At 68.2% G+C, this 17,747-nt stretch carries 20 protein-coding genes; 11 read left to right on the forward strand and 9 right to left on the reverse strand.

Annotated elements, in window-relative coordinates; translation table 11 throughout:
* Window positions 1-1,198, forward strand: a 1,198-nt coding sequence (locus tag ADBZ5N_RS10485) for a DEAD/DEAH box helicase (RefSeq protein ID WP_526257425.1), incomplete at its 5' end; no start/stop codon positions are given.
* Here the strand turns inward: ADBZ5N_RS10485 and ADBZ5N_RS10490 are convergent.
* Window positions 1,187-1,990: an HAD-IIA family hydrolase gene (locus tag ADBZ5N_RS10490; protein WP_526257426.1), complete on the reverse strand. Its 804-nt coding sequence runs from the start codon at window positions 1,988-1,990 to the stop codon at window positions 1,187-1,189. The two genes, ADBZ5N_RS10485 and ADBZ5N_RS10490, sit on opposite strands and share 12 nt — an antisense overlap.
* A gap of 82 nt (window positions 1,991-2,072) precedes the next feature.
* On the opposite strand from ADBZ5N_RS10490, the gene ADBZ5N_RS10495 reads away from it, so the two are divergent.
* From ADBZ5N_RS10495 to ADBZ5N_RS10515, 5 genes are read left to right on the forward strand one after another with little or no spacing between them, the layout of a single operon-like run.
* Window positions 2,073-3,011, forward strand: coding sequence for an SDR family oxidoreductase (locus ADBZ5N_RS10495; protein WP_526257427.1), 939 nt, complete (start codon window positions 2,073-2,075; stop codon window positions 3,009-3,011).
* Window positions 3,012-3,021: 10 nt separating this feature from the next.
* Window positions 3,022-4,239 carry a molybdopterin molybdotransferase MoeA gene (gene moeA, locus ADBZ5N_RS10500; protein ID WP_526257428.1) on the forward strand — a complete coding sequence of 406 codons (1,218 nt, stop codon included), beginning with the start codon at window positions 3,022-3,024 and terminating at the stop codon, window positions 4,237-4,239.
* A gap of 24 nt (window positions 4,240-4,263) precedes the next feature.
* Entirely contained in the window at window positions 4,264-4,968 is a 705-nt protein-coding gene (locus ADBZ5N_RS10505) for a phosphatidylserine decarboxylase (RefSeq protein WP_526257429.1), read from the forward strand.
* Window positions 4,968-5,825, forward strand: a complete 858-nt coding sequence (pssA, locus tag ADBZ5N_RS10510) for a CDP-diacylglycerol--serine O-phosphatidyltransferase (protein WP_526257441.1) — start codon at window positions 4,968-4,970, stop codon at window positions 5,823-5,825. The genes ADBZ5N_RS10505 and pssA overlap by 1 nt, the downstream gene beginning before the upstream one ends.
* A 16-nt stretch (window positions 5,826-5,841) precedes the next feature.
* Window positions 5,842-8,025, forward strand: coding sequence for an AAA family ATPase (locus ADBZ5N_RS10515; RefSeq protein WP_526257442.1), 2,184 nt, complete (start codon window positions 5,842-5,844; stop codon window positions 8,023-8,025).
* Between the two features lie 4 nt (window positions 8,026-8,029).
* Here the strand turns inward: ADBZ5N_RS10515 and ADBZ5N_RS10520 are convergent, their stop codons facing one another.
* From ADBZ5N_RS10520 to napA, 6 genes are all read right to left on the reverse strand, one after another.
* Entirely contained in the window at window positions 8,030-8,674 is a 645-nt protein-coding gene (locus ADBZ5N_RS10520; protein ID WP_526257430.1) for an LON peptidase substrate-binding domain-containing protein, read from the reverse strand.
* Window positions 8,675-8,680: 6 nt separating this feature from the next.
* A complete protein-coding gene (locus ADBZ5N_RS10525; RefSeq protein ID WP_526257431.1) occupies window positions 8,681-9,001 on the reverse strand; it encodes a hypothetical protein in 321 nt (106 codons plus the stop codon).
* 80 nt (window positions 9,002-9,081) lie between these two features.
* Window positions 9,082-10,224, reverse strand: coding sequence for a glutamate--cysteine ligase (locus tag ADBZ5N_RS10530; RefSeq protein WP_526257443.1), 1,143 nt, complete (start codon window positions 10,222-10,224; stop codon window positions 9,082-9,084).
* Window positions 10,200-10,958 (reverse strand): superoxide dismutase[Cu-Zn], encoded by a 759-nt coding sequence (gene sodC, locus ADBZ5N_RS10535; RefSeq protein WP_526257432.1) that lies wholly within the window; start codon window positions 10,956-10,958, stop codon window positions 10,200-10,202. The genes ADBZ5N_RS10530 and sodC overlap by 25 nt, the downstream gene beginning before the upstream one ends.
* A gap of 10 nt (window positions 10,959-10,968) precedes the next feature.
* Window positions 10,969-11,415, reverse strand: a complete 447-nt coding sequence (locus ADBZ5N_RS10540) for a LytR C-terminal domain-containing protein (protein ID WP_526257433.1) — start codon at window positions 11,413-11,415, stop codon at window positions 10,969-10,971.
* Window positions 11,416-11,476: 61 nt separating this feature from the next.
* Window positions 11,477-11,785 carry a nucleoid-associated protein NapA gene (gene napA / locus ADBZ5N_RS10545; RefSeq protein WP_526257434.1) on the reverse strand — a complete coding sequence of 103 codons (309 nt, stop codon included), beginning with the start codon at window positions 11,783-11,785 and terminating at the stop codon, window positions 11,477-11,479.
* A gap of 125 nt (window positions 11,786-11,910) precedes the next feature.
* Here napA and ADBZ5N_RS10550 point away from each other — a divergent pair, with 125 nt between their 5' ends.
* Together ADBZ5N_RS10550 and ADBZ5N_RS10555 are read left to right on the forward strand one after the other, a co-directional pair.
* The gene (locus tag ADBZ5N_RS10550) at window positions 11,911-12,504 is read left to right on the forward strand and encodes a peptide deformylase (RefSeq protein ID WP_526257435.1); all 594 of its coding nucleotides are present in this window, start codon (window positions 11,911-11,913) and stop codon (window positions 12,502-12,504) included.
* Window positions 12,505-12,535: 31 nt separating this feature from the next.
* The gene (locus tag ADBZ5N_RS10555) at window positions 12,536-13,345 is read left to right on the forward strand and encodes an exodeoxyribonuclease III (protein ID WP_526257444.1); all 810 of its coding nucleotides are present in this window, start codon (window positions 12,536-12,538) and stop codon (window positions 13,343-13,345) included.
* Here ADBZ5N_RS10555 and ADBZ5N_RS10560 read toward each other — a convergent pair.
* Window positions 13,329-14,294: an NAD(P)/FAD-dependent oxidoreductase gene (locus tag ADBZ5N_RS10560; protein ID WP_526257436.1), complete on the reverse strand. Its 966-nt coding sequence runs from the start codon at window positions 14,292-14,294 to the stop codon at window positions 13,329-13,331. The genes ADBZ5N_RS10555 and ADBZ5N_RS10560 overlap by 17 nt on opposite strands.
* Window positions 14,295-14,298: 4 nt before the next feature.
* A complete protein-coding gene (locus ADBZ5N_RS10565) occupies window positions 14,299-15,306 on the reverse strand; it encodes an NADP-dependent oxidoreductase (RefSeq protein WP_526257437.1) in 1,008 nt (335 codons plus the stop codon).
* Between the two features lie 154 nt (window positions 15,307-15,460).
* On the opposite strand from ADBZ5N_RS10565, the gene thiD reads away from it, so the two are divergent.
* The 3 genes from thiD to ADBZ5N_RS10580 form a co-directional block, all read left to right on the forward strand.
* A complete protein-coding gene (gene thiD, locus ADBZ5N_RS10570; RefSeq protein WP_526257438.1) occupies window positions 15,461-16,300 on the forward strand; it encodes a bifunctional hydroxymethylpyrimidine kinase/phosphomethylpyrimidine kinase in 840 nt (279 codons plus the stop codon).
* A complete protein-coding gene (locus ADBZ5N_RS10575; RefSeq protein WP_526257439.1) occupies window positions 16,297-16,932 on the forward strand; it encodes an alpha/beta hydrolase family protein in 636 nt (211 codons plus the stop codon). The genes thiD and ADBZ5N_RS10575 overlap by 4 nt, the downstream gene beginning before the upstream one ends.
* A 20-nt stretch (window positions 16,933-16,952) precedes the next feature.
* Window positions 16,953-17,747: flavin-containing monooxygenase (locus tag ADBZ5N_RS10580; protein ID WP_526257440.1), on the forward strand; the 795-nt coding region annotated here is incomplete at its 3' end.

Genomic DNA, 17,747 nt, shown 5'->3' on the forward strand with positions numbered 1-17,747 from the left:
CCGCAGTGACGACAGCGCGATCCCGTTCGTCACCTACGAAGAGGATCGCGCGGGCTTCAAAGAGTCGAGAGCCGACCACACCTACGGCTACGCCGACGCCCTCGCCGACGGGGTGGTGCGGCCGGTGTTGTTCATGGCCTACTCCGGTGAGGCCCGATGGCGCGACAGCGCCGGCGAGGAGCATGCGGCCCGCCTCGGCGAACCGCTGACCGCCGAGCAGACCGCGCGGGCCTGGAAGACCGCCCTCAACCCGGCCGGTGAGTGGATGCCCGCGGTCATCGGCGCGGCCGACACCCGGTTGCGCGGGCTGCGCGACCACGTGCCCGACGCCGGCGGCATGATCATCGCCTCGGATCAGACCGCCGCGCGCGCCTACGCCAAACTGCTGCAGGAAATCACCGGCGAGGCCCCCACCGTGGTGCTGTCCGATGACAAGGGCGCTTCCGAGCGGATCGCCGAGTTCGCCCAGGGATCCTCCCGGTGGCTGGTGGCGGTGCGGATGGTCTCCGAAGGTGTCGACGTGCCGCGCCTGGCGGTCGGGGTCTACGCCACAAGCGCATCGACGCCGCTGTTCTTCGCCCAGGCGATCGGGCGATTCGTGCGATCCCGCCGGCCCGGGGAGACCGCGTGCATCTTCCTGCCGTCGGTGCCCAACCTGTTGCTGCTCGCCAGCGAGATGGAGGCGCAACGCAACCACGTCCTGGGCAAGCCGCATCGGGAGGCCCTCGAGGATCCGCTGGAGGCGGAGTTGGCTGCGCAGCGACGCGACGAGCCCGGCGAGGCGGAGAACACGATCGAATACCTCGGGGCTGAGGCTGAACTGGATCAGGTGATCTTCGACGGCGCCTCGTTCGGGACCGCCACCCCGGCAGGCAGCGACGAGGAGGCCGACTATCTCGGCATCCCCGGTCTGCTCGACCCCGACCAGATGCGCGAACTGCTGCGCCGCCGCCAGGAAGAACAACTCGCGACCCGGACGGCCGCGGGGGCCGGTGCGCCGCGCACCACGCACGGACAACTCCGTGAGCTACGCCGCGAACTCAACGCCCTGGTGGCCGCCACCCATCACCGGACCGGCCGCACGCACGGCTGGATCCACAACGAATTGCGTCGGATCTGCGGCGGCCCGCCGGTCGCCGCGGCCAACAGCGATCAGTTGCAGGCCCGCATCCAGGCCGTGCGCGCACTAGAGCTTTAGAGCCGCAGGAAGGTCTGCGACGGAGTCGATGACGTGGTTGGGCTGCATGGCGAATTCGTCCGCCGCCCAACGGTCAAGGATGTCTTGACGGAACTTTCCGGTGCGTACAAGCACACCGGTCATGCCGACCACCTGGGCGGCCAGCACATCGTTGTTGAGGTCGTCGCCGACCATGTACATCTCGTCGGGATCGACGCCCAACCTGGCGGCCGCGGCCAGGAATCCGGCCGGTGCCGGCTTACCCACCGCGATCGCCTGACGGCCCGAAGCCTGCTCCATGCCGATCAGGTACATCCCGGTGTCGATACGCAGGCCGTCGCTGGTCTTCCACGCCGTGCTGCGGTGCATCGCGATCACCGGCACATCCCGGGTCATCCACTCGTAGACCCGGCTCAGCGTCAGGTGGCTGAACTCCGGACCGGCCCCGCCGAGCAGGACCACATCGGGACTTTCGCGGCTCACCTCGTCGATGTCGACGATGTCGATGCCCGGCAAGTCCTCGGTGATGTCGCCGCTGTTGACCAGCACGCAGCGCGCACCCGGGTAGTGCGCCCGGACGTAGTCGGCGGTCAGGACCGCAGCCGTGACGACCTCGTCGGGGCGCACCGCCATGCCCACCGCCAACATCGCCTCGGCGATCTCGCGGCGGGTGCGAGTCGTGGTGTTGGTCAGGTAGGAGCAGGCGATCTGATGCTCCGCGAGTACGCGAAGCGCCTCGGCCGCACCGGGGATCGGCTGCCAGGAGGTCACCAGCACCCCGTCGATATCGAAGAGAACACCGCCGACGGCCACGTGGGAGACAGTAGGCCCAACCGGCGGCCTGCATCCACCGTCTGGTCGGCCCCGGATGGTCTGCACCCCGTATGTTTTAGACATGGCATGGACTGAAAGAGACGTTCCCGATCAGAGCGGCCGCCTGGCGGTCGTGACCGGATCCAACACCGGCCTGGGTTATGACACCGCCAGGGTGCTGGCCGCCCGCGGCGCGCACGTGGTGATGGCGGTCCGCGACACCGCCAAGGGTGAGGCGGCGGCAAGCCGGATCCGCCAGGCCTCACCTTCTGCGAAGGTCACGGTGCACAAGTTGGACCTCGGCTCGTTGGCGTCAGTGCGCGAGGCCGCCGCCGTCATGGCCGCCGACTACCCGCGTATCGACCTGCTGGTCAACAACGCCGGGGTGATGTATCCGCCCAAGTCGACGACCGCCGACGGCTTCGAGTTGCAGTTCGGCACCAACCATCTGGGCCATTTCGCCCTGACCGGTCTGCTGCTGCCGAACTTGCTGGACGTCGACGGGTCCCGGGTGGTGGTGGTGGCCAGCATCGCCCACAACATCAAGGCCAAGATCGACTTTGAAGACCTGCAGTGGGAACGCCGCAAGTACGACCGGGTCGCGGCCTACGGCCAGTCAAAGCTGGCCAACCTGATGTTCGCCTACGACCTGCAGCGACGGTTGGCCGGCTCTGCGAAAGCCAGGGACAAGGGGAAGGGCACCAAGACAATTGCCGTCGCCGCGCATCCCGGTGTCGCCGCCACCGAGTTGACTCGACATCTGCCCGGCGCCAATCTCCCGGGTGTCAGCTGGCTGTCCGGCAGACTTCTGAACACCGCTGAGATGGGCGCCCTGCCGACCCTGCGGGCTGCCACCGACCCCGCGGCGCACGGCGGGGAGTACTACGGTCCGGACGGCTTCCGGGAGTTGCGCGGTCACCCCATCAGGGTGGACTCCACCGCACAGTCCAAGGACGTCGCGATCCAGGAACGGCTGTGGAAGGTTTCCGAGGAACTGACCGGCGTGACCTACCCGGTCTGACGCGGTAGGCATGCGCAGCGTCGAGGAGCATCAACGCGTCGTCGCCGGGTTGATCCGCGCCCGGCCCGCGGTCGTCGTCGCGCTGCCGGACGCCGGGGGCCTGACCTTGGCCACCGACGTGGTCGCACCGCTGTCCCTGCCGATGTTCGACAACTCCGCCATGGACGGCTACGCGGTCATGGTCGCCGACGTCGCGGCTGCCGAGCCCGGCAGTCCGGTGAGACTTCCGGTGGCCGAGGATATTCCAGCCGGACGCACCGACAGCGTGGTGCTCGCGGCGGGCACCGCTCACCGGATCATGACCGGCGCGCCGCTGCCCGACGGCGCGACGGCCGTGGTTCCGGTGGAACTCACCGACGCCGGTGTGCGGGTGGTCACCGTGCAGAAGGCACCGGCACCGGGACAGCACATCCGGCGCGCCGGCGAGGACGTCACGGCCGGGACCACCGTGCTGCGGGCCGGGCAGGTGGTCACACCGGCCGCACTGGGTTTGGTGGCTGCGCTGGGTCTGGCCGAGTTGACGGTGACACCACCCCAGCGGGTTCTGGTGGTGTCCACCGGATCCGAACTCATCGGCCCGGGAACCGCCTTACAGCCTGGCCAGATTCACGAATCGAACGGCGTCATGCTGGCCGCGGCGGTTCGTGAGGCCGGCGCGCAGGTGGCCGGAGTCCAGATGTGCAGCGACGACGCCGATGAGTTCCGCGCGGTGCTCGACGACTACACCGGGCGGTGCGATCTGGTCATCACCTCCGGCGGGGTGAGCGCGGGGGCCTACGAAGTGGTCAAGGACGCCTTCGGCGTGGGCACGCCGAACCGCGCGGGCGGTGTGGAGTTCGCCAAGGTCGCCATGCAGCCGGGGATGCCGCAGGGCGCCGGAACGCTCGCCGACGGGCGCGGCATCGTCACCCTGCCCGGTAACCCGGTCAGCGCACTGGTGTCCTTCGAGGTGTTCCTGCGCCCCGCCCTGCGCTCAGCCATGGGGATGCCCGACACCGAGCGGGCCCGCCGAACGGCGACCCTGACCGAGACGATCTCCTCACCGCCTGGCAAACGCCAGTTCCGCCGCGGCGTGTACGACCCCGACGCCGGCACCGTCGCCAGTTACGGTCCGCCGGCCTCGCACCACCTTCGCTGGTTGGCCACCGCCAACTGCCTGCTGGACATCGGCGCGGACGTCACCGGGATCGCCGCCGGGGAACAGGTCACCATCTGGGACCTCTCCTGAGGGCAGCCGACTAGACTCGCTGCGATGGCCAGACGCCCAGATGCCGAACTGCAGTCCGGCCCCCAACGGTTGGCGGCGTTGGTACGGTCCGCGGTCCCGCCCGTACACCCCGCAGGTCTACCGTTCATCGCGGCTGGAATGACGGTGGCCGCGCTCGGTCGCAACCACCGCTGGGTGCGGCGGGCAGGCCTGGCTGCAGCCGGGGCCAACGCCGGTTTCTTCCGCCACCCGCCCCGCACGCCACCCAGTCGGCCGGGCCTGATCGTCGCTCCCGCCGACGGGCTCGTGTGTCTGATCGAAGACTCCGCCCCGCCACCGGAACTGGGGCGGAGTTCGCAGCCGGTGCCACGGATCAGCATCTTCTTGTCCCTGCTCGACGCGCACGTCCAACGCGCCCCGGTCGGCGGCGAGGTGCTCGCCGTCGAGCACCGTCCCGGCAGCTTCCATTCGGCCGATTTGCCGGCCGCCAGCCAGGACAATGAGCGCAACAGCGTTGTGATCCGCACGCCGGGAGGACACGAAGTGGTGGTCGTCCAGATCGCCGGGCTGATCGCCCGCCGCATCGTCTGCGATGTTCACCCGGGCGAGACCGTGAAAATCGGTGACACCTACGGACTCATCCGGTTCGGCTCACGGCTGGACACCTACCTGCCGGCCGGTTCGGAGATACTCATCGAATCCGGGCAGCGCTCGCTGGCCGGAGAGACCGTGCTCGCCCGACTGCCGTGATCAAACCCCAGCCCCGGGTCAACCCGCTCAACCGGCGGATTCTGCCCAGCGCCATGACCGTGCTGGCGATCTGCCTGGGTATGACCTCGGTGAAGTTCGCGCTGGAGAACCGGCCGACCGAAGCAATGGCCCTGTTGGCCGCCGCCGCCATCCTCGATGCACTTGACGGTCGGGTCGCCCGGCAACTCAACGCCACCTCGCGGATGGGCGAGGAGATCGACTCGCTGGCCGACGCGGTGAATTTCGGTGTCGCACCGGCTTTCATCGTCTACGCCACCCTGCTGTCCCACAACCGGGTGGGCTGGATCGTGGTGCTGCTCTACGCGGTGTGCATCGTGTTGCGGTTGGCCCGTTTCAACGCACTACTGGATTCCGACCAACCGCTCTACACCAAGGATTACTTCGTCGGTATGCCCGCACCGGCCGGGGCTATCGGAGCCATCGGGCCCTTGGCGGCCAAGATGCAGTGGCCCGGCCCCTGGTGGTCCACCGAGACCGCGGAAGTCGTGGTGATCATCTGGATGATCGGGGTGTCACTGCTGGTGGTCAGCCGTATTCCGATGCGTAAGATCCACACCTTCAAGGTGTCCCCGAATATGGTCGCCCCCCTGCTGGCCCTGGTGGCGATCGTCGCGGCGGGCGCGTTCGTCTTCCCGTACCTGCTGATCATCTTGATTATCGCGGCCTACGTCCTGCACATGCCGTTCGCGGTGCGCAGTCAACGCTGGGCGGCCGCCCACCCCGAAAGCTGGGAGGACACCTCCCGGCAACGGCGCGCGGCACGCCGAGCCGCCAGTCGCGCCCAGCAACCGCACCGCCGATCCACCCGGTTGGGCCTACGTAAGCCAGGAGGCTGAATCTGTGACCGAAGTTCTGTCCGAGTCACGGGGGCCGTCCACCAGCCTCACCCTGACGGCACGGCTCAACACCGCGGCTCTGGACTCTCGCCGGGGCGTGGTCCGACTGCACCCCGAGGCCATCGCCGCCCTCGGTATCCGCGAGTGGGATGCGGTGTCACTGATGGGATCCCGGACCACCGCCGCGGTGGTCGGAGTGGCCCCGCCCGGCACGCCGGCGGGAACCGCACTGCTCGACGATGTGACGCTGTCCAACGCCGGACTGCGGGAGGACGCGACCGTACTGGTGTCGACGGTCACCGTCTACGGCGCGCGATCGGTGACGCTGAGCGGATCGGCGCTGGCGACCCGGTCGGTGTCATCGGCCACCCTGCGGCAGGCGCTGTTGGGCAAGGTGCTGACCGTCGGGGACACCGTGTCGCTGCTGCCACGCGATCTCGGCCCGGGAACCACCTCCGCGGCCAGCGCTGCACTGGCAACGTCGGTGGGTATCACCTGGACCTCGGAATTGCTCACCGTCACCGGCACCGATCCGGCGGGACCCGTTTCGGTCCAACCCAATTCATCGGTGTCGTGGGGCGGCACCGCCGCGCCGGAAGCCAGCTCGACATCGGCGGTCAGTCAACCCACCCAGTGGCCCGAGGAACCCGCGATCAGTACCGACGACCTCAAAGGCCAGCAGGTCCAGGCCGGCCGGCTTACCGAGTGGCTCAAGCTTGCGCTGGACGAACCGGAGCTCCTGGAGAAGCTCGGTGCAAAGCCGCACCTGGGGGTGCTGATCACCGGTCCGGCCGGAGTCGGCAAGGCCAGGTTGGTGCGAGCGGTGTGCGCCGGCCGCCGGCTGGTCCGACTCGACGGCCCGGACACCGGAGCGCTGGCGGCCACCGAACGCCATCAGGCCGTCGCGCGGGCGGTGGCGGAGGTGATCAACGGCGGCGGGGTGCTGCTGGTGACCGACATCGACGCGCTGCTTCCCGATCCGCCCGAGCCGGTGGCCACGATGATCCTCGGTGAGTTGAAGAAGGCGGTGGCGACCCCCAAGGTGGCGCTGGTGGCCACCTCGCAGGCCCCCGACTCGGTGGACCCGCGGCTGCGAGCGCCGGATCTGTGCGACCGGGAGCTGGGGCTGAGCCTGCCCGACGGCGCGACCCGCAAGGCGCTGCTCGAGGTCCTGCTCCGCGATGTTCCGGCCGCTGACCTCAAACTCGACGAGATCGCCGACCGCACACCGGGATTCGTCCGTGCCGATCTGGCTGCGCTGGTTCGGGAGGCCGCGCTGCGGGCGGCCGCCCGGGCCAGTGAGGACGACAAACCACCGGTGCTGACCCAGGACGATCTGATCGGGGCGCTGAGCGTGATCCGGCCGTTGTCCAGATCCAACACCGAGGAGCTCTCGGTCGGCTCGATCACCCTCGATGACGTCGGGGACATGATCACGACCAAGCAGGCCCTTACCGAGGCCGTGCTGTGGCCGCTGCAACACCCCGACACCTTCGCCCGCCTGGGCGTGGATCCACCGCGCGGTGTGTTGCTCTACGGCCCGCCCGGGGTGGGGAAGACGTTCGTGGTCCGCGCGCTGGCCAGTTCGGGCCGGCTCAGCGTGCACGCCGTCAAGGGCGCGGAGTTGATGGACAAATGGGTGGGGTCCTCGGAGAAGGCGGTGCGCGAACTGTTCCGCCGGGCAAGGGATTCGGCGCCGTCGCTGATCTTCCTGGACGAGATCGACGCGCTGGCGCCCCGTCGCGGCCAGAGCTTCGACTCCGGTGTCACCGACCGCGTGGTGGCCGCACTGCTGACTGAACTCGATGGCATCGAGCCGCTGCGCGACGTCGTGGTGCTCGGCGCCACCAACCGTCCGGAACTGATCGACCCGGCGCTGCTGCGGCCCGGCCGGCTGGAGCGTCTGGTGTTCGTCGAGGCACCCGACGCCGATGCCCGTTACGAGATTCTCAAGACCGCCGCGAAGTCGGTTCCGCTGAGCAAGGACGTCGATCTCAAGGCGATGGCCGCCGATCTGGAGGGCTACAGCGCCGCGGATTGCGTTGCGCTGCTGCGTGAGTCGGCACTGACGGCGATGCGCCGCTCGATCGACGCGGCCGACGTCACCGCCGAGGACCTGGCCAAAGCCCGGGAGACCGTACGACCGTCGCTGGATCCTGAGCAGATCGAGTCGCTGCGTCAGTTTGCTTCCGAGCGCTGACGGACTATTCCGGGTCGGACAACTGGAACTCGACCATCGCCGCGACGGTGTCGACCGCGTCCAGCAGCACATCGATGCGGGCGGCCAGCGTGGGCGCGGCCAGCATGGCGTACCGATCGGCCTGCCCCAACGGAACCCGGGCGGCCAGCGCGTAGAGGTGCCGGGCAGGGTCCTCGGCGACGTCGGCGTCCACCGCCAGGGCGTCGGGGGGCAGTTCCATGCCGCGGGCCTGGGCCACCCGTTGGTAGAGAGTGAGGATGCGGTCGACCACCACCGAGAGCTGTTCGGGTCCGACCGCCGGGCCCGGCTCGTCGGGCCACGGCTCGACGACGGCACGGGGGTAAGGGTTGTCGGGGAGCCAGCGCAGCACCCGGATCCGCTCCCCCACCGCCGCTATCAGTTGATGCTGGCCGTCTCCGAGATCGAGGTGCTGCTCGATACGCGCCCGCGCCCCGACATCGCTGCGGGTGTCCCCACCTCCGACTTCCCAACCGCGGTTGATCAGCACCACCCCGAAGGTGGGCTCGTCGGCGGCCAGGCAGTCCTGGACGAGGCTGGCGTAGCGTGGTTCGAAGATTCGCAGCGGAAGCAAGTCTGCAGGCAGCAGCGCGGACTGCAGCGGGAACATCGGGAGCGCCGGCGTGCTCATGGCGGGCTACCTCGCGGCACCTTCGAGGATGTCGGCGACCCGGGCATCGGGGTCGACGAAGTTACACAGCGCGGCCGCCAGATCCACCCAGGCGTCCGGACCCAGCGCGACGATCCGGTTACCGGCCTCACCGATGGCCACGATCACCTCGCGACGATCACGGTTGTCCAGGGCGACGAATTCCTCGCAGGTGGTCTCCAACAGTGCGGCGTCAGCACTAAACCCGCCCTGGCCCGGGGTGGCGGTCGGCGTGCCGTCGACGGCCCGACTGCACCCGCCGGCCAGCACCACGGCGGCGAGTAGCACGACGGTGCTGCGACGCATCACGGGCACTGGCTTAGACACTGTGCTCACCCAGATCACCGCTCACCCAGATCACCGACCACCCAGATCACCGACCACCCAGATCACCGACCACCCAGTTCACCAACCAGCGCATCGACCACTGCGCGCAGGTCGCCATCATGGGCCGCGGCAACGTGGCGCTGCCGCTGATAGGACCCCCCAACCCTGGGAATCTCGGCGACAGCGGCCAGTTCGTCGGCGCAGTGCAGCGACTCTGCCACCGGGGCAAGCCGGGTCAGCAGATCGTCGAGGTCTTCGGTGACAAGACGTTCGTTGCTGTCGGCATCGAGGATGATGATGGCGTCCAGTCCGTAGCGGGCCGCCCGCCATTTGTTCTCCTGGACATGCCAGGGCGGCATCACCGGCAGTTGCTCCCCGGCCTCGAGCCTGCGGTCCAGGTCGACGATCAGGCAGTGCGTCAAGGCGACCAGTGCCGACAACTCCCGCAGGTTGGAAACGCCATCGAAGACACGAACCTCCACGGTGCCCAGGTTCGGTGAAGGTCTTACATCCCAACGGATCTCGTTGATCTGGTCGATGATTCCGGTGGTTCTCTGGTCGTGCACGAACCGTTCGAACTGGCGCCACGTCTCGAACTGGAAGGGCAGGCCGGCGGTGGGCAGTTGCTGGAACATCATGGCCCGGTTACTCGCGTATCCGGTGTCCTCACCGGCCCAGAACGGAGAGGAGGCCGACAATGCCAGCAGGTGGGGGTACTGGTTGAGCAGCGAGGAGATGATCGGCATGACCTTGTGCGCCGAAGAGACGCCGACGTGCACGTGCACACCCCAGATCAGCATCTGCCGTCCCCACCATTGGGTCCGCTTGATCAGTTCCGCGTAGCGCGGCGCGTCAGTGAGTTTCTGCGCTGACCACTGCGCGAACGGATGGGTTCCGGCGCAGAACAGTTCCATGCCCCGCTCGCGCACCACCTCGTCGGTCGCGGCCAGCGTCGCGCTAAGGTCATCCATCGCCTCGGCGACGGTGTCGCAGACCCCGGTGACCAGCTCAATAGTGTTGCGCAGCAACTCTTTATGCACCCGGGAGTTGTCACCGATCTCGGCGATCACCGCCGCGGCCTCGTTGCTCAGGTCACGACTGTCGGCGTCGACGAGTGCGAACTCCCACTCGACACCCAGGGTCGGCCGGGAAGACCCGGCGAAGTCGATCCGGCCGGCGCTCACCCTGCCACGATGACGCCGCAGCCGACGCGCTTGCCGCCGTCGCCGGTGGCCAACGTGGTCTCGTCCGGTGGCGCGGAGCCGTCGGACTGCTGGTAGCGATCAGCCGGGATGTTGGAGAAGTTGTCCGGGTCGGCGTGAATGATGATCGCCGTACCGTCCCCGTCGATCAGATCGGCCTTATCGAAGGCATTAGTGGTGGTTACCAACATCGCGGTGCCGTCCCCACGGACCTGCAGCGAGGACAAATCGCCGGCGTGATTCGGGTGCCCGCCCTCGCCGCCGCCATTGAAATGTCCACCGGCGGAGAGGAAGTCACCAGGTGCGCCGCCGCTGGGCGCCACCGAGTTGACCTCACACTTGCCGACGTCGTGGATGTGCATACCGTGCTGTCCGGGAGTCAGCTTGCCCGGTGCGACGGTCTGTACGGTCACGGTGGCGAACGCGCCGTCGTCGGAGAACTCGATGGTCGCCGCGGCGATCTGGCTCCCGTCGGGGCCGTTGATCTGGGCGGTCAAGGTGTTGTCCGGGTTCGCCGGGCCGGGAGCGCTGGGCCCCATCGCGCCGGACCCGGATCCGTGCGGCATCCCGCCGTGCTGCCCGCCCATCGTCGCCGGGGCCGATGAACCGGTCCACACCGGCGGGGTGGTGCCGGGCTGGGTGGCCACCGGCTCGTTGGGCGCACATGCGCCCAGCAGCGCGACGGAAGCGATCACGACGACGGGGGCGATGGTGCGCGGGCTGGCTGAATTGACCATGTCGCCGAGCCTAACCCGTCACCAACACGATCACGCCCGGTGGCTGTTCGGCGATGTCGGGGATGCGGGCCTGCACAGGCGCCTCAAGCACCTTGCCGACGGCCTCAGCAGCGGCCTGCTCCCCGTCTGTGGTGCCGAAGTAGACCGTCGTGGCGGTCACATCGGCGGCGGTGATCGTCGTCGACTCGGTGACATTCCAGCCGGCTTCACGCAGCCGATCGGCGGTTCGGGCGGCGGCTGCGTCATCACCGACCACGCTGTAGACCCGAACGTCGGCCTTCGGCGCGGCAGGTTTGGTCGTGGTTGTCACCGTCATCGGGGAGGTGTCCTCGGAGGCGTTGTTTCCCGACGTCATCGCCTGGAATCCGACCAGCATGAAGATCACGCCGAGGAACAACAGCACCATCACCATGGCGCGCAGGGGGAGCCCGGAAGAGTCGGGAACGCGCTCGTTCATCGCGGTTACTGTAGCCGTGCCGGTTCCGGAGCCTCGATGACGCCTGGCCCGGCGGGCAGGGTCAGGGGATCTCGAAGCCCAGTCGGCGCGCTGCCCGGGCCTTCTGGCGGCTGGCCCGCAGCCGTCGCAGCCGCTTGACGAGCATCGGATCCGCGGCCAGCGCCTCGGGACGATCGACCAACGCATTGAGGACCTGGTAGTAGCGGGTCGCCGACATTGCGAAGAGTTCCTTGATGGCCTCTTCCTTGGCGCCGGCGTACTTCCACCACTGACGTTCGAAGCCGAGGATGTCGTACTCGCGGCGGCTCAGCCCATCAGGTAGTTCGGCGTCGTCAACCGCTTGCTCGGCCCGTGCCGTCGCGCCGTCCATGCGATTCGTGGACCCTTTCACCAAATGACATGCCTGTGGTTTTTCTCCGGTCATTGAATCATGCCCGCGGTTAATGGCACGGCACCGCACTCCGCGCGTCGGCGCACTCTTTAAGCTCACCGACCATGGCTGTCCGACCCATTGTGATCCTCGGCGACCCGGTTCTGCACACCCCGACGGCTCCGGTGCCGGTCGGACCGGACGGCGCCCTGCCGCCGGAGTTGGCCGACCTGATCACCGATATGTACGAAACGATGGATGCCGCCCACGGGGTCGGTCTGGCGGCCAACCAGATCGGTGTGGGACTCCGATTGTTCGTCTACGACTGTTCCGACGAACGGGGTCAGGCCAGCTATCGCCGCGGTGTGGTGATCAACCCCGTTCTGGAGACCTCGGAGATCCCCGAGACGATGCCCGATCCGGAGACCGACGACGAGGGGTGCCTGTCGGTGCCGGGCGAGTCGTTTCCGTGTGGCCGCGCGGAGTGGGCCCGGGTCAGCGGTCTGGACGCCGACGGTAGCCCGGTGAGCCTGGAGGGCACCGGGCTGTTCGCCCGGATGCTGCAGCACGAGACCGGGCACCTCGACGGACTCCTTTACGTCGACACCCTGATCGGCCGGCACGCCCGGGCCGCCAAGCGTGCGGTCAAGTCCAACGGATGGGGAGTTCCGGGGCTGTCGTGGACTCCGGGTGAGGTAGCGGATCCGTTCGGGCACTAGAGGAACCGGCATTAGAGGAGCAATGAGCACGCTGCGGATAGCGACCTGGAACGTCAACTCCATCCGTACCCGGGTGGACCGGGTGGTCGACTGGATGCAGCGCGCCGACGTCGACGTGCTGGCGATGCAGGAGACCAAGTGCGCTGACAACCAGTTTCCGGCGATGACGTTCTTGGGTGCTGGATATGAGGTGGTGCACTGCGGACACGACCAGTGGAACGGCGTGGCGATTGCCTCCCGCGTCGGACTCGACGATGTGCAGGTGGGCTTCCCCGGCCAACCGGTGTGGGGCGGGGGCAAGGCCGCGCCGGCTGCCGAGGCGCGCGCACTCGGGGCGAACTGTGCAGGGGTCCGGGTGTGGAGTCTGTATGTGCCCAATGGCCGCACCGTGACCGATCCTCATTACACCTACAAACTGGAATGGCTTGCCGCACTGCGCAATACCGCTTTGTCTTGGCTCTCCGGCGACGCCGTGGCACAGATCGCACTGGTCGGCGACTGGAACATCGCCCCCCGTGACGAGGACGTCTGGGATATGGACGTCTTTCGCGGGAGTACGCATGTCACCGCACCCGAACGCGCCGCCTTCGCGGGGATCGAGGAGTCCTTCGCCGATGTGGTCCGGCCCTTCACATCCGGGCCCGGCACATATACCTACTGGGACTACACCCAGTTGCGGTTCGCCAAACGGCAGGGCATGCGAATCGACTTCATCCTGGCCTCACCGGCCCTGGCCCGGCGAGTGGTGCACGCCGAGATCGTCCGCGACGAACGCAAGAGCGGCAAGGACCGCATCGGTGCGCCCAGTGACCACGCCCCGGTGTTCATCGACCTGCGCTAGCCACCAGTTCGGCCAGACGCGCACCGGAGAGCCAGGCTGATTCGACCCGCGGCCCGACCAGCCAGTCACCGCACACGCCGAGGCGACGTTCCGCATCGAAGAACGGTCCCGGGCCGCCGGGCGCGCAGCGGGCGAAGCGCCACAGGTGGGCGGCAGCGGCGATGCGGTCCGGCGGTTGGACGTGCAGTGCGGAGGAGAACTCGGCGATCAGACCCTCGATCACCCCGTCCGGATCGGCGTCGAGGTGGCGTCGCGACCATCCGGGTGTTGCTTGTAGAACCCAGCTTTCCGGTCCGGTGCGCCCCGGCTTGGCACTGTTGCGCGCGGCCCAGCCGATGGCGCCATCGGCCCCGTTGTCGACCCCGGCGTCTGCCCGCCAGCAATCCGCCACGCCCGCAACGGGTTCACCGAACGCCGCCATGACTGTCCAACACGGATCGCTGACCACGATGCCGGCCCGGGCGGCGAGGTCGGGAGCGGTGCTGGCGAGCAGCAGAGCGGATTGCTCGGCGGGGATCGCTATCACTGCAAGGTCCACATCATGGCTGTCGCCGCCCTCAACGCTCAGACGCCACCCATGGCGGTGCCACTGCAGTGACGTCACCCGCGTTGACCAGTGCACCTGGTGCCTGCTGGCGAGATCGCGAACCGGGGAGTTCATCCCCGGCACGCCGACGTATGCTTCGGGACCGGCGGCGGGCCAAGCCGCAGCGATGCCGTCAGAGATCCAGGCATCCACCTGGGAGCGAAAGTCGTTGTCCCGCATGGTGAAGTACTGCGCGCCGTGATCGAAGTACGCCAGCCCCCTCGGGGTGGGCATCCGGCGCGTGGACATCCGGCCGCCGGGCCCGCGACCCTTGTCGAACAGCACCACATCGTGACCTCGCCGCACCAGACCGTGGGCGCAGGCAAGCCCGGCGATGCCTGCTCCGACGATCCCGACACGCATTCGATCAGCCGATCTTGACCAGCATCTTGCCGATGTTGGCGCCGGTGAACAGCCCGTTGAGGGCGTCCACGCAGGATTCCAGTCCGTCGAAGACGGTCTCGCGGTGGACCAGTCTGCCCGCACCGACCCAACGGTGCAGATCGGCGAACGCCTCACCGAAGCGGTCCCACATCTGCAAGGCGTTGAAGCCCTGCATCGTTGCGGTTTTGGCCAGCAGGTTGACGTAATTTGACGGCCCCGGATGCGCACCGGTGAGGTAACTGGAGATGACTCCGCACAACACCACCCGGGCGTTGGGCGCCAACCGGCCCAGCACCGCGTTGAGGATCTCGCCGCCGACGTTGTCGAAGTAGACGTTCACCCCGCGCGGGCAGTGCTCTTTGAGGGCGGCCGGTAGGTCGTCGTATTTGTAGTCGATACAGGCATCGAAGCCGAAGTCCTCCACGACGGCCCTGCACTTCTGCGGACCGCCGGCGATGCCGACCACCCGCGCCCCGGCGATCTTGGCGATCTGCCCGGCGATCGACCCGGTGGCGCCGGCCGCAGCCGAGACGACGACGGTGTCCCCCGACTTGGGTCGGCCGACCTCCATCATCCCGAAATAGGCGGTCGCCCCGCCCGAGCCGTACACGCTCATGATGGCGCGCTGGTCGCTCTCGCCCGGAATGACCGTGCTGAACACGTCGTCGCGGATGATCACATAGTCCTGGAATCCGGTCAGTGTGGTGACGATATCGCCCACTTGATATGCCGGGCAGCGTGATTCGACGACCTCACCGACCCCGGCGGCCCGGATGACCTCGCCGAGTGCGACCGGCGGCAGGTAGCCGGGTTGGTTGTTGAGCCAGGTCCGGACCGCCGCGTCGAGACCGACATAGGTGGTTCGCAACAGCGCCTCCCCGTCCGCCGGTCGCGGGGCCGGGACGGTCACGAGTTCGGTGTCCTCTGGGCCCACCAGGCCCACCGGCCGGCGGCGCAGCACGATCTGGCGGTTGGTCAGTTCGGCAGCCACAGAAGCGAAATTACCCGCCCGCCGGGAGTTCGGGGCACTGCTACGGTGAACAGCGGAGGCACACGGGAGCGCACCGCAAGCGCGCTGAGAGGACGGCTAGCACCGGCCGTCGACCGTCGAACCTGACCGGGTAATGCCGGCGTAGGGAGGATCTGTGAACTTTCTGCCTTTGACACCGCGGGCGCAGACCCCGGTCCGGGTGATGACCATCGCCGGATCCGATTCCGGTGGCGGCGCCGGACTGCAGGCGGACCTGCGGACTTTCACCATGCTGGGAGTGCATCCAGTCGTCGCTGTCACTGCGGTGACCGTGCAGAATTCACTGGGGGTCAAGGGATTTCACGAGATCCCCACCGACGTGGTGTCTGGCCAGATCGAAGCCGTGGTCACCGACATCGGCATCCAGGCCGCCAAAACCGGGATGCTGGCCTCAGCGGAGATCATCGAGACGGTCGCAGGAACCTGGTGTGATCTCGGCCTGACGGGGACCACCCCGTTCGTCGTCGACCCGGTGTGCGCTTCGATGCACGGCGACCCACTGCTGCACCCGTCCGCCCTGGACACCCTGCGAACCCGACTCTTCCCGCTGGCCAGCCTGGTCACCCCCAATCTCGACGAAGTCCGTCTGCTGGTCGGTATCGACGTCGTCGACCCGCCGACGCAGCGCGCGGCGGCCAAAGCGCTGCACGATCTGGGGCCACGGTGGGCGCTGGTCAAGGGCGGGCATCTGCGCTCGGCCCCCGACAGCCCCGATCTGCTTTACGACGGTGCCGATTTTCACCGGTTCGACGCTCCCCGCATCGACACGGTGCACGACCACGGCGCCGGGGACACCCTGGCCGCGGCGACAGCCTGTGCCCTCGCGCACGGCTACCCGATGCCCGAGGCGGTCGCGTTCGCCAAATCCTGGGTCACCGAATGCCTGCGGGCCGCCTACCCACTCGGCGGCGGGCACGGGCCGGTGTCGGCGTTGTTCCGCTTGCAGACGACATGAGCCTGGCCGACATCGACGGTGTGGCACACCACCCCGACGGTCCGGCGCACGGTGTCGTGGTGCTCACCCACGGGGCCGGCGGGAGTCGGGAATCCCCGCTGCTGATCGGACTCTGCGACCGGTGGGCGCAACGCGGTTGGCTCGCGGTGCGCTACAACCTTCCCTACCGGCGGCGCCGGCCGAAGGGACCGCCGTCAGGGTCAGCGAAGGCAGATCTGGCTGGGGTGGCTGAGGCCATCGCAGTGTCCGGCGCGCTGACGGCAGGCCCGGTGCTCGCCGGCGGTCACTCCTACGGCGGCCGGTTGACGTCGATGGTGGCCGCCTCCCAACCGGGCCCGCTGGCCGCTCTGACACTGTTCTCCTATCCCCTGCACCCGCCCGGTAAGCCGGAACGGCTGCGCATGGATCACTTCCCCGCGATCACCGTGCCCACCGTGTTCACCCATGGCAGTTCCGACCCGTTCGGGTCCCTGTCGGAGTTGCGGGCGGCCACCGCGCTGATCCCGGGGCCAACCGCAATCGTCGAGGTCAGCGGCGCCCGGCACGATTTGGCCGTCCACAAAGGGGCCAAAGTCCTCGATGTCCCGGCGATGGCCGTGGAAGCCGCGCTGCGGATCGGTTCGTGGAGCTGAGTCCGGTACCGTTTCGGTCCATGACCGAGCAGCACTACGACGTCATCATCGTCGGGGCCGGTTTCGCGGGTATCGGCGCGGCCATCCAGCTCAAACGCCTGGGCTTCGAGAACTTCGTGCTCCTAGACCGCGAGGACGATCTGGGCGGCACCTGGTACGTCAACCACTACCCCGGCCTGACCGTCGACGTCCCCACCACGACCTACTCCTACTTCTTCGAGCCCAACCCGAACTGGTCGCGACTGTTCTCCACCGGGGCCGAAATCAAGCAGTACGCCGACGACGTCGCCGACAAGTACGACGTGCGCCGCCACATCCGGTTCAACGTCTGCGTGCAAGGAGCCCGCTGGGATGAGGAGGTCGACCTGTGGCGGGTGGCACTGGCTGACGGATCCACCCTCAGTGCGCGTTACCTCATCACCGCGACAGGGTTCCTGTCCCAGCCGCACCTCCCGGAGATCCCCGGAATCCACAGTTTCGCGGGCCGGGTGATCCACACCACCGACTGGGATGACAGCTTCGACGCCACCGGAAAACGGATCGGCGTCATCGGCACCGGCGCCACCGGGGTGCAGTTGATCCCCGAGCTGGCGGAGATAGCCGCCGACCTGACGGTGTTTCAACGCACCGCGATCTGGGTGGTCCCCAAGGTCGACATCCGTTTCCCGCAGCGGATCAGGCGGATCTTCGCGCGTTTCCCGGCCACCCAGAGGGTCGTGCGGGTGGTGACCGACGCGGTCTACGAGTTCTTCATCTACGTCGGGTTGCACCACCGCCAGAAACTGTTCGGGCGACTCAACATCGGGGCCACCGAC

This window comes from Mycobacterium sp. (assembly GCF_044370595.1).
Taxonomy (GTDB): Bacteria; Actinomycetota; Actinomycetes; order Mycobacteriales; family Mycobacteriaceae; genus Mycobacterium.

Bases quoted from the DNA above. Each gene is read 5' to 3' on its own strand.
- ADBZ5N_RS10495 (WP_526257427.1), top strand. From the start codon at position 2,073: ATGGCATGGACTGAAAGAGACGTTCCCGATCAGAGCGGCCGCCTGGCG.
- moeA (WP_526257428.1), top strand. From the start codon at position 3,022: ATGCGCAGCGTCGAGGAGCATCAACGCGTCGTCGCCGGGTTGATCCGC.
- ADBZ5N_RS10505 (WP_526257429.1), top strand. From the start codon at position 4,264: ATGGCCAGACGCCCAGATGCCGAACTGCAGTCCGGCCCCCAACGGTTG.
- ADBZ5N_RS10520 (WP_526257430.1), bottom strand. From the start codon at position 8,674: ATGAGCACGCCGGCGCTCCCGATGTTCCCGCTGCAGTCCGCGCTGCTG.
- sodC (WP_526257432.1), bottom strand. From the start codon at position 10,958: ATGGTCAATTCAGCCAGCCCGCGCACCATCGCCCCCGTCGTCGTGATC.
- ADBZ5N_RS10540 (WP_526257433.1), bottom strand. From the start codon at position 11,415: ATGAACGAGCGCGTTCCCGACTCTTCCGGGCTCCCCCTGCGCGCCATG.
- napA (WP_526257434.1), bottom strand. From the start codon at position 11,785: ATGGACGGCGCGACGGCACGGGCCGAGCAAGCGGTTGACGACGCCGAA.
- ADBZ5N_RS10550 (WP_526257435.1), top strand. From the start codon at position 11,911: ATGGCTGTCCGACCCATTGTGATCCTCGGCGACCCGGTTCTGCACACC.
- ADBZ5N_RS10560 (WP_526257436.1), bottom strand. From the start codon at position 14,294: ATGCGTGTCGGGATCGTCGGAGCAGGCATCGCCGGGCTTGCCTGCGCC.
- ADBZ5N_RS10575 (WP_526257439.1), top strand. From the start codon at position 16,297: ATGAGCCTGGCCGACATCGACGGTGTGGCACACCACCCCGACGGTCCG.